Below are 13,291 nucleotides of genomic sequence, written 5' to 3' on the forward strand. Positions count from 1 at the left end.
CTCGATGACGGTCGAAAGTGACTGCGCGACCGAAAGGTGCCGGTGATCCATGTCAACCCGGGCGCGCGGTCCCGGCATGATCAGGCTCGATCCGTCACACCTGTCTCCCCGGGTGGGGGTGATCTGCGGCGCACCCCGTGAAGCGTTCCGACGCGCTGAAGGCCGCTCCCTGTCACGCGAAATTCACGGACCAGGGTCTACTCGCATAGACATCGGTGAGGCATCCTGGTGCGATGCCGGCGCCCGAAGCCCGTCCCTCGTCACCCGGGAACCGCGGACGGTCGCCGGACGGATCGGTCGGCCCTCGCGCCGGAGCACCGCCGCGTCACAGCACTGCGTACGTCCCCCTCGTCCGGGCCGGTTCCCCGGGCCCGGCGCCGGACTTCCCGTCCTCCCGCCGAGGTGCGGCAGGAAGGCGGGGGTCGAGTCGGAGGCACACCATCCTCACCACCGGGAGATGCAGATGAAGCCACGCACCGCAGCCACCGTCGCCGCCCTGACCGTGGCCGGCCTCGCCGTCTCGGCGCCCACGGCCGGCGCCAGCGGCACCAAGCTGTCGCAGTCGGCGGCCGCCGGTCAGTTCAGCAGCGCCGGAATCACGTGGAGCTCCAGCGGGGGCTGCACCACCAGGTCCAACTCCACCTGCACCTCGTTCGAGCAGATCAACTCGGGCACGGTGAACGCCATCATCACCCTCAAGCGGGCCAGTGGCTGTGCCATCAACATCACGGGCGGGACCGAGGTCGGCCACGCCTCCGGCACCTACAGCCACTACAACGGCTACAAGGTCGACATCGCCCGCAACTCCTGCATCGACGGCTACATCCAGAACAGCTTCACCTACATCGGCTACCGGGGCGACGGCTACCCGCAGTGGAAGGCCGCCTCGGGCAACCTCTACTGCAACGAGGGCAACCACTGGGACATCCTGGTCTACTGACGCCGACCTCGGATGCCGGCGCCCCGAGGGGCGCCGGCACGCCGGAAGCGCGTCAGGGCGGTAGCGGACGAGACACCGGCACGCGGCGGTTCAGCGGTGTCCGGGCACTCGTCCGGTCCTGCGGCGCCGGCGACCGGAGCATTGGCCACTGCTCCGGCCCCCGGCCCCCGGCCCGCGCCAGCCGGATCAGTACGCGCTGTCGTACGTGTAGAACTTGGTGTGGTCCAGCAGGTCGGCCGGGGTGACGTCGTTCCACGGCTTCATCGTGTCGTTCAGGGCGACCACGTTCCTGGTGCGGCGGACCGGCTGGTAGCCCTGGCCCGCATGGCGGCTCTGCCAGCCGGCCCAGAGGCGGTCGATCATGCAGTGGTGCATCCAGAACACCGGGTCGTTGGGCGACATCCCGGTGCTCATGGTGCCGCCGACCCAGACGTGCACCCGGTTGTGGACGTTGACACCCACCCAGCCCTCCAGGCTGTTGCGGAAGCCGGCGCTGGAGCTGTTGAACGGCGCGGCGTCGTACGTGGCGATCGCCAGCACGGCGTCCACGTCGGCCCTGGTCGGCAGGTTCTCTCCGGCCCGGCCCAGCTGACGGATCAGGTAGTTGCGGCTGTCGGGCCTGACGGTGAGCGTCCAGCTGCCGGAGCTCTGCGCGAACGGGCCGGTGGCCACCCGGCCGCCGGTGCCGGCGCCGTCACCGCCGAGGAAGTCCGGGCCCCAGAGGGAGGAGTCCGGGGTGCGGTCGGTGGTCCAGTCCCAGTACGGGAGCGTGACGGTGGCGTCGATCGCCTGCAGTGCCTGCTCGAAGCGCAGCAGAAAGCTGCGGTGCCAGGGCAGGAAGGACGGCGAGCGGTGGCCGGTGCGCTCGGTGGTGTCGGTGTCGCTCATGATGAAGTCGTTGTGCGTGCTGACGAACGCGTCGTACGCACCGCGGCGCTTGAGTTCCAGGACCGCGTTGACGAACGCGCGCTTCTCGGCGGGCGTCAGGGTCGCCTGGTTCTTGCGGACAGCCATGGTTCTTCCTTGAGGGTGGTCTGTGCGGGAGGCCGAAGCGGTCCGGAGTCAGGCGGCGAGCGGGGCCAAGTCGGCGCCGCTCAGGGCGTTGACGGCGGCCCGGACCAGCGCGCGCGGCGTGGTGAACGTCTGGTAGTGGTTGATGACGCTGATCCAGGTGCCGTCCGCGTTGCGCATCATGTGCAGTTCGCGGCCGTCGATCAGCACCATGTAGCCGCTCATCGCGTGGTGGCCGTCGCCGGACATCGGCATGCCCTGGATGCGGCGGCCGCGGAACACCTCGTCGAAGCTTTCGCCGCTCTCCGTGTCGGCGCCGCTGGCGGGTGCCACGGCGGGACCGGTGAGACCCAGGACGACCGTGCCCGCGGCGAGGGCCGACGCGACAACGGCGCCTTGCAGCATCCGCCGGCGGGTGATTTCGGTGGTGGTGTCTTCGGACATGGCAGTGCCCCCCAGATGGAAAACGTGAAGAACTTTCAGTGCCCCCGTAGCATGCGGACCGGTCGGCAGATTCGGCGGCGATCGGCCCGCTCGGAATCATTCCTACCAGTCGTGAGCGAACAGTCCGGATGCGTGATCGACTTGAGGGCCAAAAGTGATCATTTCAAGCCGGTCACGTGAAGGATGTTGCATCTTTTACAGAAGCCAGAGCTTCGGTTCGCAGCGAATCCTGCGCGCGAAAACCGGAGATCCTTCACCCGGGCGGCCACCACACCGCAAGGCCTGCGGCCCTGACGCACCTTTTGTGACGGTCGCTACACGAACAGGTTGACGCGATGCCACCAGGTGATCACGCCCTGCCTGACCAGCGGCTCCATGACTGACATACCCCAGGAGTCCCGCTGCCCGCCGTGTTCACCCCGCACGCCACCTCAGGGGCTCCCCGGCCTTCGGGAACGAGTCGTCGTCGACCACCCACTCCTCCGGCGCGAGGGCGGAGGTCATCCCCCGGACGATCCGCCGCAGCACCGGCGCGTGGTCCCGCGGCGACTGGCTGACGAACCGCCGCAGGGCCCGCATGTTCCCGTCCGGCAGCCGCTCGGCGATGGGCTGGATCGACGTGCGCCACCCATCCGGCATCAGTCCTTGCGGGTGGCAATCCCCCTGCCGGCGCCGGTCCTTGCGCGCCCGGGACGCGAACACCTCGGCCACGAAGGCGCCGAGGTGTTCGCGCGGCTTCTCCACCTCACCGGGATCCACCGGCCGCAGCGCGCACCGCCGCGGCAACCAAGATCAAATCAACCTGACGAAGTACTACCAGCCGAGCGCCCGCGTGAACTGCTCGCGACACACTCAAACCAGCCACGCGGTACAACTACCCATCGAACAAATCGAGTTGTCGGGCATCTGTCGCCCGCCGCCAGCAGCCTTACCGGTCGGTGCCGCCGCCATCCGGCATCGCCGGCAACGGTGACCCGAACGACGGCGTCCGTCAGTACGAAGCGCTGGTGGCGCACCGACCGAGGTCGGTGTTGCACACGACGACGTACGAAGTGATTCCGGAGTCCTGGAGCTGGAGGGTGTAGTGCTTGTCGCCCCGGACGTTGCTGTAGGCGCTGGACCAGCGGCCGTTCGACTGCTGGAGGTTTACCGTGCAGTAGTTGCCCGTAGTGGAGATCACGTAGCCCTGCACCCAGTCGTGCCCGTTGTAGTACTGAACGTTCATGCCTCCGGCACAGCCGGGGACATTGGCGGGGTAGGTGGCGTCGGCCGACGCCACCCCCGTGCTGAGACCCAGGCTGCCTGCGGCGACGGCAGTCACGGCGGCGAGGCGGACGGCGGTGCGCAACCCAATCATCGTTTCCCCCTGTGGAGTTGGCGGCTGATTCCTGCGACCTATGCTGCCATCGAACCCCCCTGAAGGCACGTCTCCCGCACGAATCCACACACGCCTGGGACGACCTGCCGCGCGCGGCGTGGCGGCAGCCGTGGCCGGAGCCCTCGCCGACCCGGCGAACCGATCCGGTGAACCCCTGCCCGGACGTGCGTCCCGTCCAGGTGGACCGCCGCGCTGCCCTGCGAGCCGGTCACCGCGCGCACCGGAGTCCAGGCCATGGCCCACTCGCCAACGCCGCCTCGACCGACGGCATCCTCGAACGCCTCCACCAGGCCACCGGTGGCCTCGCCCTGCTCTACGTCCTCTCGCCGTTCGGCGGCGCGAAGCGGCTCTCTGCACCGACTACGTCATCGGCGACACTCGCGTGCGCCTTCCGTTCCGCCACTGTCAGAAAGCCGTCTCCTGGCACCGAGCTCAGCACGCCGTCATCGTGGAAGGCGAGGTCCGTCCATGTCGGACCGGGACGCCGCCTGCTCGTCGACGACCCGGGCAAGTGTCGCCCCATCGACGGGATCCTCCTGCCCCTCCGCTGAACCAGACCCCGGCTCAGCGGTGCTCGGGGTTCTCGAAGTCGAAGCGGCAGCCGGCGTCCCACTCGGAGCGCTGGTTGCCGTGGGCGGGGATGCCGCCGGCGTCCTTGAGCATGCGGGCCAGGTGGAGCAGGTTCCACGTCATGAAGGTGGCGTTGCGGTTGGTGAAGTCGTTCTCCGGGCCGCCGGAGCCGGGGTCCAGGTAGGACGGGCCGGGGCCCGCCTCACCCACCCAGCCGGCGTCGGCCTGCGGCGGGATCACGTACCCGAGGTGCTGGAGGCTGTAGAGCACGTTCATCGCGCAGTGCTTGGCACCGTCCTCGTTCCCGGTGATCAGACAGCCGCCGACCCGGCCGTAGTAGGCGTACTGGCCCTCGGAGTTGAGGATCGACGAGCAGGCGTAGAGCCGCTCGATCACCTTCTTCATCACGGAGGAGTTGTCCCCGAGCCAGACCGGGCCGGCGAGGACGAGGACGTCGGCGGCCATCACCTGGCTGTAGAGGACCGGCCAGTCGTCCGTCTCCCAGCCGTGCTCGGTCATGTCCGGCCAGACGCCGGTGGCGATGTCGTGGTCGACCGCGCGGAGCACGTCGACCTGGACGCCCTGGCGCTGCATGATGCCGGTGCTGACGTCGATCAGGCCCTGGGTGTGGCTGCGTTCGGGTGAGCGCTTGAGCGTGCAGTTGATCACCAGGGCGCGCAGGTCGTCGTGGCGGCGGGGCGGGGCGGGCGGCGGAGCGGACATCGGCGGGGCCTTTCGACGGGTCTTGCGAACCTCGCAACGGGCCTTGCGACGGGTCACGTCGCCGGCCTTGCGGTGGGTCTCGTGGCGGAGCGGTCGCCCACCAGTCCAACCGGACCGCCCCGCCGCCGCCCGCCGGGCTGGGCCGACCGCCTGACGGGGCCGACCGACCCACTGGACGCGCCCGCTGGATGCACCCGTTGGGCGGAGTCCGTCGGGCCGGACCGTCAGGCGCCGCCGTCCGGCCGGTCGACCGGGGGCAGCACCGGGGTCACGATCAGCCGTCCCGCCAGGGCGGCCCCCGCGGTGACGGTGGCGAGGGTGGCGTCGTAGAACGGGCGCAGGTTGCGCTGGTGCCAGAGGATCTGGGTGGTGGCCCAGGCGGCGTCGCGGGCACGGGCGATGGAGAAGCTGGCGACGATGTGCTTCAGCGGTTCGGTGGCCCCGGTGGCGGCCCTGAGGACCTGCACCTCGAAGGAGGCCCGGACCTCCGCCTCGACCTGGGCCAGCAGCTCGTTCACCTTGAGGTAGTCGGCGTGCACGGGCGGCGTGTCCGGCGTGGTGCGGCGTTCGATGCAGGTCGACACCACGGCGAGCGGGAGGTCGTGGTTGATGTGCGCGTTCATCCCGGCGAAGGCGAACTGGACCGGCCAGACCACCCGGTTGTCCCTCGCCTCGAACAGCGGCTGCCAGGACGCGTTCACCGGGCTGCCGGCCTCGGCGGCGTCCACGGCGTCGAAGTAGAGGTTGGCGAAGACCACGTCCAGGCGCTCGATGAACGCCTGGTCGTGGAAGTAGCCTGCCTGGAGGCGTTCCCCCACCAGCTCGGTGACCCGCAGGTACATCCGGTTGAAGCAGGCGACGCCGTCCCGCGGGTCCAGCCGGTCCTTGATCGCCCGCATCCGCTCGACGACCTCCTCGACGCTCTGTGCGCTCCTGGTCCGCGACTGGGTCATGGTTGTCCCCTTCCGAGGCGTTGGGTGGTGCCGTTCGGTCCGACTGCCACCTATACACACCGGCCGCCACCGCCGCGCCCGCCACCGTCCCGGTCACACCGGCCCCGTTCACCCGAACCGCCCCCTCCCGGCTGTCGGCCGGGAGGGGGCGGCAGGCCTTCCGGTCCGGGCCTACCCCACCGGCCAGCCGTCCACCGTGGTGATGCTGCGGTGGTACGGCCCGTCCGGCCCGGTGCTGCGGTAGTCCTCCACCGAGCCGCCGGTGCGCACGGTGCTGTCCCCGTCGTGCCGGTGGGCGGTCGGGCGCAGGGTGTGGTCGACGGTGGACCGCCCGGTGGTCCGGGCGCCGACAGCACTGGTGTCCTCGCGGTGGTAGCCGAGTTCCATGGCCGTCCGCTGGTCGCTGTTGCCGGCCGCGTCCCGGGTGACCTTGTAGGTGACGTCCAGCGGTTCGCCCTCGTGGACGGTGGTGGTGCGGTGCGGGCCGGCGCCCCAGGTGGCGGTGGTCCGGGTCAGGTCCGTGCGGTTGTGCAGGGTGAGGTCGTTGCCGCCGTCGCGCAGCTGCTGGGCGGAGCCGAAGACGAGGTCGTCGCGGACCTCGGTGGTGACGCGCCCGTGCGAGGTCTGCACCCAGCCGCGCGCCAGGTCGTGCCGGTCCGCCGTCACGTTCCAGTCCCCGCTGCCGCCGCCGTGGTCCGTGAGGACCGTCCCGACCGCCGCCTCCGGTGCCACCCGGTACTCGGTGAGCTGCCCGGTGGTGCGGGCGGCGCCGCGGTCCACCTCGGCGAACAGGTTGACCTGCCCGCTCCAGAGGTCGTTGGCCTGGGCCTCGGCCGCGTTGACGGCGATGCCGACGGAGTGCGGGCGGCCGTCCAGCAGCAGGCCGACGTACGGGGTGAGGTCGACCCGGTACGCGGGCAGGTCGAAGGCGAAGACCCCGGGCGTGGGCCGCCAGAGCAGCGGGTCCCATCCGCCGGTGTAGATCACCGGGTAGGGCCAGACCGCGCCGGCCGTCCGCCCGTCGATGCTGAGCCGCAGCTCACGGAACGGCCCCTTCCCGCACACCCCGGTCCCCGGGTTGGCGCGGGCGAACTCGTCCGGCGCCGACGCGTACGCGAACTCCTCGCAGGCACCCCCGCCCCGTGCGTACACCTCGGCGGTCAGCCGCTCCAGGTTCTGCGGGAAGGTGAGCTCGCGGCCGGCCGTCGGCGCGGCCTGGGTGAGCCCGAACGCCCCGGTGGTCAGCACCCGGTCGGCGGTGCGGGCCGCGGGCCACCGCGCGGAGGTGGTGTAGAAGGTGAGGCTGGCCGAGATCCGGAACACCCCCGTGTACGTGGCGTCGGTGACGTTGGCCAGGTCGAAGGAGAACGGCTGCGCCCCGCCCGCGAACAGTGGCGCGTACCGGGTGACGTCCCGCTCGACCGCCCACTCGATGCCGTCCTTGGAGGGCTCGGGCGTGGACGAGAGCAGCACCTGCACCCCGCCGACCCGCACGTTGAACAGCCGGTCGAACTGCCGGCCGGCCACCTGCCCGTGCAGGTCCATCACCACCGCCGACCACGGCCCCGCACACCCCGCCGGCGGTACCACGGTGGCGTTGTACGGCGTGTCCGGCGGATTCCCGTACCCGTCCCGGAACGGCTGGTCGTGCATCACCTCCACCGTGCACGAACGCGTGTCCGGCCTGGTGAGCGGCCTGACCGCGCTGAGCGGGTCGTGGTAGTCGCTGCCGAAGTCGGCGTGCGCGGGGCCGGCGGCGGCCAGCGCCCCGGTGAGGGCGAGCAGGGCCGCCCCCAACAGGCGGCCTGCTCGGCGAAACAGCGGACGAACAGCCATCGGTGTCCCTCTCCTCGACCCGGACGGACGACCCCGGCATCCTCCCGACAGTGGCATGCCACCGTCAATACTCGTGCCCGCCGGACCCCGGCTCCGGCATGGCATTTCGGCAACGAATGCAACCTTCCGCATCCACGGTGCGTGCACGCTCTGGTAGGCATGTGGCGGTTGCGGGCGCGGGCGCGGGTCGGCGCTGCGCGGCACGCGGGAGGGGAAGCACGTGGGCACGACATCGAGGGTGGCCGTCATCGCCGCCGAACAACGGGCCGTCGACCGGGCGTACGCCTGCTATGAGGCGAAGCTCGCCGAACTCGCGGACGGGGCGTCGGCCGCTGCGGCGGCCAGCGGCAAGGACGGCATCGCCGCCCGGGCCGAGTCCCGGGCCCGGGCGGACGTCTTCCGCCTCGACGACGAGAACCTCGTCACGATGCGCGTGGACGCCCAGCCGGACGGAGCGGCCGGACCGGAGGTCTTCTACCTCGGGCGGCGGACGGTCCACGACCCCGAGACCAGCGACACCGTGGTCATCTCCTGGACCAACGCACTCGCCACCGCCTGGCGCCTGGCCACCCCCGACACCCCCGGTGAGGTGCGACTGCGGCGCCGTCTGGACTGCGACGGACGGACAGTCACGGACTACCGCGACGACATCGCGCCGTCGGCCGCCACCGGGACCGAAGTCGGCGTCCCGGCCCCCGAGGGTGCGGACCGCACCGCGAGCACCCCCCGGTCCGTCGTGGACGACCTCCTCCTCAGGGACCTCGACCGCTCCCGGCGCACCCGCATGCGCGACATCGTCGAAACCATCCAGCCCGATCAGATGGCCCTGGTGGCCGGCCCGTCCACCGATGTCCTGGTCGTCCAGGGCGGCCCCGGGACCGGGAAGTCCGCCGTCGGGCTGCACCGGGTCACCTGGCTCGTCGACAACAGGCGCTTCCGGGCCGAGGACATCCTGGTCGTCGGCCCGCACCGGCGGTTCCTCGAATACGTCGGCAGGGTCCTCCCGACCCTGGGCACGCGCAACGTCACCGCGGTCGAGCTCCCCCTGCTCTGGCCCGGCAGCGTACGGGCCCAGGACGACGCGTCCGTCCGCAGGGTCAAGTCCGACGAGCGCATGGCGGAGGTACTGCGCCGAAGGGTGGAGGGCAACTGCCGGCGGACCGCCGTCGAGGCCGCCGTGACCCCTGCCGAGGACGGCCGGGAGGAGCCGGTGCTCACCGTCGTCCTGGGCAGCGCGCCGCTGCGGGTACCGGCTTCCGAGGTCCTCCGCGCCTTCGACGACGCCCGCGACGGCACGGGGCACTACCGGGCACGCCGCGACCGCTTCCGCGACCTGCTGGTGGACCGCCTGCTGGCCGCGCTGCAGCAGGGGTTCCCCCAGCGGGCCCTCGACCAGGCCGTCCGGCGGGACGTCGAGCGCCACCGCCAGGTGTCCGCACTCGTCGAACGGGCCTGGCCGCCGCTCAGCCCCGAGGAGGCGTTGCGAAGCCTGCTGAACTCGCCCGCCAGGCTGGCCGAGTGCGCCTCCGGGGTGCTCGACGCACAGGAGCAGGAGCTGTTGCGGCGCCCGGCCGCCGAGCGCGCCGAGGACGAACCCTGGACGCTCGACGACCTGGTGTGCCTGGAGGAACTGCGCTCCCTCATCTCGGGCGAGACCCCGCAGCGCTACCCCCACATCGTCGTGGACGAGGCCCAGGACCTCACCCCCATGCAGGCCAGATCACTGCGGCGGCGCAACCCGAAGGGGTCGATGACCGTCCTCGGCGACCTCGCCCAGGCCACCGGCCCGCACGGCTACGGGGACTGGGAGAGGATCGCCCGGATCCTGGCGGGCGAGGGCGGCTGGCACCTCGAACAGCTCACCACCAGCTACCGGGTACCGGCCCAGATCATGGAGTTCGTCGCCCCCCTGGCCCGCGAGGTGGCCCCGTCCGTTCCGTTCCCCGTCGCCGTCAAGGAGGCGGACGGGGAGGCCGTTCGCATCGTGGAGACCACTCCCTGGCAGCTGCTGGCCGAGGCGGTCGGGCACGCGGCACGGCTCGCCGGATCCGACGGCCGTACCCAGCGCTCGATCGCCCTGGTCGTCCCCGACGACTCGGACTGGCTCGCGCAGGTCCAGCTGCTGGTCGGCTCCGCGGAGGAGATGACCGATGAGGTGCGGGAGGCGGTGACCGTCCTGACCGCCGGCGAGGCGAAGGGCATGGAGTTCGACCACGTTCTGGTCCTGGAGCCGGCCACGATCACCGCCCGCGGCCCCGAGGGCGCGCGCCAGCTGTACGTGGCGCTGACCCGGAGCACCCAGACGCTGACGGTCCTGCACGCCTCACCGCTGCCGGCGGTCCTGCTGCCCGCCGCCGACGCGACGCCCCCGGCCGACGCCGACGCCGACGCCGACGCCGACGCCGACGCCGACCGGCGCCCCGGCCCCGGCACCGTGGATGCCGTGCGTTCCCTGGCCGCCGACGAGATCGAGGTGAGCGCCGAAGCGGGCACCGGGTTCGCCGGTCTCACGCCCGAGCAGCCGGGTCCGGCGAGTCCGGGATTCCCCTCCCGGCTCCGGCGCTCCCTCGCCGCGGACCTGGCCAAGGGCCACGTCGAGATCTCCCCCCGCGACGCACTGCTGGTCCGCGGCACCTCGCTCACCTGGACGCTCTCACCGGACGGCCGGTCGGTCGTGTCCGTCCGCCGGCACACCCCCCTGGACGCGGAGATCCACGCCACCCTCGGCCTGCCCGAGGCGGACGAGCTCGAACCGGGTACGGGGCTGAGGGTCCGCGCCCTCGCCCACGGCGACCGGCAGCACTGGCGGGTCACCCCCGTGGCGACGGACCGGCAGCGGCGGTACGTCCTGGAGCTCCGGCAGGACGACCCGACGCCCGAACCCGGGCAGGAACTGGACGTCCGGGTCGTCCGGCGGCACTCCGACGTCTACGTCGTGGCGGCGGACGCCGCCCCGGGAACGCTGACCGACGAGGAGCCGGCGGCACTCGGCGGGCCGTCACCGGACGCCCTGCTCACGGCCGAGCTCCGGGCCCTGGCCGACCGGGACCGGACGTGCCTCAAGCACGAGGCGGTCCGTCATCAGCTCAAGAGTTCGCTTCTCTTCGCCGGCCACCGGCCGGACGACTCGCCGATCGCCGATGTCATCCGGCCCGGCGCACGGGGGCCGGTCGTCTACGAGGTCCTTCCGGCCGGCCAGACCTCGTACCACGCCGTCCGGGCCGGCGCCGTACGCCTGCGGGAGATCGCCCTGGTCATGCCCGACGCACCCGGGCGGCTCTGTGTGGTCCTGCCCGAGGCACCGGACGAGCCGTGGATCCCCGGACTCGTCCAGCGCGTCCTGGACGTCGCCGTCATGTGGCACTCCCCCACCGGATGGCAGGGCCCGGGCAGCCCCGAGTTGATGGGCGCCGCCGACGATGCCTGAACCCCGCGGGGCGCGGTCCGCGGGCGGGCCCGTCCGCACGCACCGGTAACGAAAAAAGGGTGGGGCGGCAACCGGAGAGAACCCGTTGCCGCCCCACCCTTCGTGCGGGTCCCACGGTCAGATCCTGACGGACCCGACGGACGTGACGGACGTGACGGACGTGACGGATCAGACCGCCGGGGCCGGGTACGTCGGGTACTCGACGCCGGAGACGTGCTGGACGACCCGGATGACCTGGCAGGAGTAGCCGAACTCGTTGTCGTACCACAGGTAGAGGATGGCGTTGTCGCCCTCGACCTTGGTCGCGCCGGCGTCGACGATCGAGGCGTGCCGCGAGCCGATGAAGTCGCTGGACACCGCGTCGGGGGCGGTGGTGAAGTCGATCTGGCGCCGCAGCGGCGAGGTCAGCGAGACGTCACGGAGGTACTCGAGGACCTCCTCGCGGTCGGCCTCCTGCGCGAGCTGCAGGTTGAGGATCGCGATCGAGACGTCCGGGACCGGCACGCGGATCGAGCTGCCGGTGATCTTCGCCTTCAGCTCGGGCAGGGCCTTGGCGACGGCCGAGGCGGCGCCGGTCTCGGTGATGACCATGTTCAGCGGTGCCGAACGGCCACGACGGTCCGACTTGTGGTAGTTGTCCAGCAGGTTCTGGTCGTTCGTGAACGAGTGGACGGTCTCCACGTGACCACGCAGCACGCCGTACTTGTCGTCCATCGCCTTCAGCGGCGGAACGATCGCGTTGGTGGTGCAGGACGCGCAGGACAGGATCTGCTCGTCCGGCTTGATCGTGTCGTGGTTGACGCCGTGCACGATGTTCGGGACGTCGCCCTTGCCCGGCGCGGTCAGCACGACCTTCTCGATACCCGGCCGCAGGTGCTTCGCGAGGCCCTCGCGGTCACGCCACTTGCCGGTGTTGTCGATGAGGATGGCGTCCTTGATGCCGTACGCCGTGTAGTCGACCTCGGAGGGGTCGTTGGCGTAGATCACCTTGATCGCGTTGCCGTTGGCGATGATCGTGCTGTTCGCCTCGTCAACGGTGATCGTGCCCTGGAACTGGCCGTGGATGGAGTCGCGACGCAGCAGCGAGGCACGCTTCACGATGTCCTGGTCGCCGCCCTGGCGGACGACGATGGCGCGCAGGCGCAGGCCACCGGACTTCTCGATCAGCAGCCGGGCCACCAGGCGGCCGATGCGGCCGAACCCGTAGAGGACGACGTCGCGCGAGTCACGGCGCTCGATCTTGTTGTCACCGGTCGCACCGGCCACCGCCTGCGCGGTGAACTCCTCCACCGACAGGCCGTGGTCATCGGCCCGGTAGGTCTCGGCGAGCATGCCGATGTCGATCTGCGAAGGACCGAGGTCGAGCGTGGTGAGCGCCTGAAGGAACGGCAGGGTCTCGGTGACCGAGAGCTCCTCGCCGGCGATCTGGCGAGCAAACCGGTGGGTCTTGAGGATGCTCACCACCGACTTGTTCACCAGGGAGCGGCTGTGCAACAGGACAGTGACGTCCCGCTCCCGATGCAGTCGGCCGATGACCGGGATCATCGACTCCGCGATCTCCTCGCGGTTCTTCCAGTCCGTGAACACGTCGTCGTTGACAGTCACAAGTCCATCTTTCGAGCTAGGAGGGTAATCCCATCCTAGCTTTCGGCCGCGTTGATCATTCACGCGGACCCCCTCCGACAAGGGGCTTCCCCCACCCGACGGCCCTTTTCGGCCCGGAACCGCCCCTTGTCGAGCCCGGAAAACGGGCCTGAGCGGCCGGCCTCCGGGGCGCGAACGTGAACTTCACCACCCTCGGCCCTCGACGGGTCCCGATCCGGGGCCGGCCGGCCCCGGCCCCGGTCCCGGTCCCGGTCCCGGTCCCGGTTCCGGGAAACGCAAAGAACCCCCGATCCGTGATGGATCGGGGGTTCTCTGTGAATGATTGTTCGGCGGCGTCCTACTCTCCCACAGGGTCCCCCCTGCAGTACCATCGGCGCTGTGAGGCTTAGCTTCCGGGTTCGGAA

Annotated in this window: 10 protein-coding genes; 2 read left to right on the forward strand and 8 right to left on the reverse strand. The window is 71.1% G+C overall.

Annotated features, from left to right (window positions below):
- Positions 1–463: 463 nt before the first annotated feature.
- Positions 464–940 (forward strand): hypothetical protein, encoded by a 477-nt coding sequence (locus C2142_RS09820; RefSeq protein ID WP_148642035.1) that lies wholly within the window; start codon positions 464–466, stop codon positions 938–940.
- A 186-nt stretch (positions 941–1,126) separates the two neighbouring features.
- On the opposite strand, the gene C2142_RS09825 is transcribed toward C2142_RS09820, so the two are convergent.
- The 7 genes from C2142_RS09825 to C2142_RS09855 all read right to left on the reverse strand — a co-directional run bounded on the left by C2142_RS09825 (position 1,127) and on the right by C2142_RS09855 (position 7,855).
- The gene (locus C2142_RS09825; RefSeq protein WP_148642036.1) at positions 1,127–1,954 is read right to left on the reverse strand and encodes a tyrosinase family protein; all 828 of its coding nucleotides are present in this window, start codon (positions 1,952–1,954) and stop codon (positions 1,127–1,129) included.
- 48 nt (positions 1,955–2,002) lie between these two features.
- Positions 2,003–2,395 (reverse strand): tyrosinase cofactor, encoded by a 393-nt coding sequence (locus C2142_RS09830; RefSeq protein ID WP_148642037.1) that lies wholly within the window; start codon positions 2,393–2,395, stop codon positions 2,003–2,005.
- 414 nt (positions 2,396–2,809) lie between these two features.
- Positions 2,810–3,154 (reverse strand): transposase, encoded by a 345-nt coding sequence (locus tag C2142_RS09835; RefSeq protein ID WP_162002433.1) that lies wholly within the window; start codon positions 3,152–3,154, stop codon positions 2,810–2,812.
- 232 nt (positions 3,155–3,386) lie between these two features.
- A complete protein-coding gene (locus tag C2142_RS09840; RefSeq protein ID WP_148642039.1) occupies positions 3,387–3,743 on the reverse strand; it encodes a hypothetical protein in 357 nt (118 codons plus the stop codon).
- A gap of 594 nt (positions 3,744–4,337) precedes the next feature.
- Positions 4,338–5,066 (reverse strand): flavodoxin family protein, encoded by a 729-nt coding sequence (locus tag C2142_RS09845; protein ID WP_148642040.1) that lies wholly within the window; start codon positions 5,064–5,066, stop codon positions 4,338–4,340.
- 224 nt (positions 5,067–5,290) lie between these two features.
- Positions 5,291–6,019 (reverse strand): DUF5995 family protein, encoded by a 729-nt coding sequence (locus tag C2142_RS09850; protein ID WP_148642041.1) that lies wholly within the window; start codon positions 6,017–6,019, stop codon positions 5,291–5,293.
- A gap of 171 nt (positions 6,020–6,190) precedes the next feature.
- Positions 6,191–7,855, reverse strand: coding sequence for a peptide-N4-asparagine amidase (locus C2142_RS09855; RefSeq protein ID WP_162002434.1), 1,665 nt, complete (start codon positions 7,853–7,855; stop codon positions 6,191–6,193).
- A 220-nt stretch (positions 7,856–8,075) separates the two neighbouring features.
- On the opposite strand from C2142_RS09855, the gene C2142_RS09860 reads away from it, so the two are divergent.
- Complete coding sequence (locus C2142_RS09860) at positions 8,076–11,282, forward strand: AAA family ATPase (protein ID WP_241002479.1); 3,207 nt, start codon at positions 8,076–8,078, stop codon at positions 11,280–11,282.
- A 168-nt stretch (positions 11,283–11,450) separates the two neighbouring features.
- On the opposite strand, the gene C2142_RS09865 is transcribed toward C2142_RS09860, so the two are convergent.
- Complete coding sequence (locus C2142_RS09865) at positions 11,451–12,887, reverse strand: glyceraldehyde-3-phosphate dehydrogenase (RefSeq protein WP_148642043.1); 1,437 nt, start codon at positions 12,885–12,887, stop codon at positions 11,451–11,453.
- Positions 12,888–13,291 lie beyond the last annotated feature (404 nt).

It is taken from the genome of Streptomyces sp. CB01881 (assembly GCF_002953255.1).
GTDB lineage: Bacteria > Actinomycetota > Actinomycetes > Streptomycetales > Streptomycetaceae > Kitasatospora.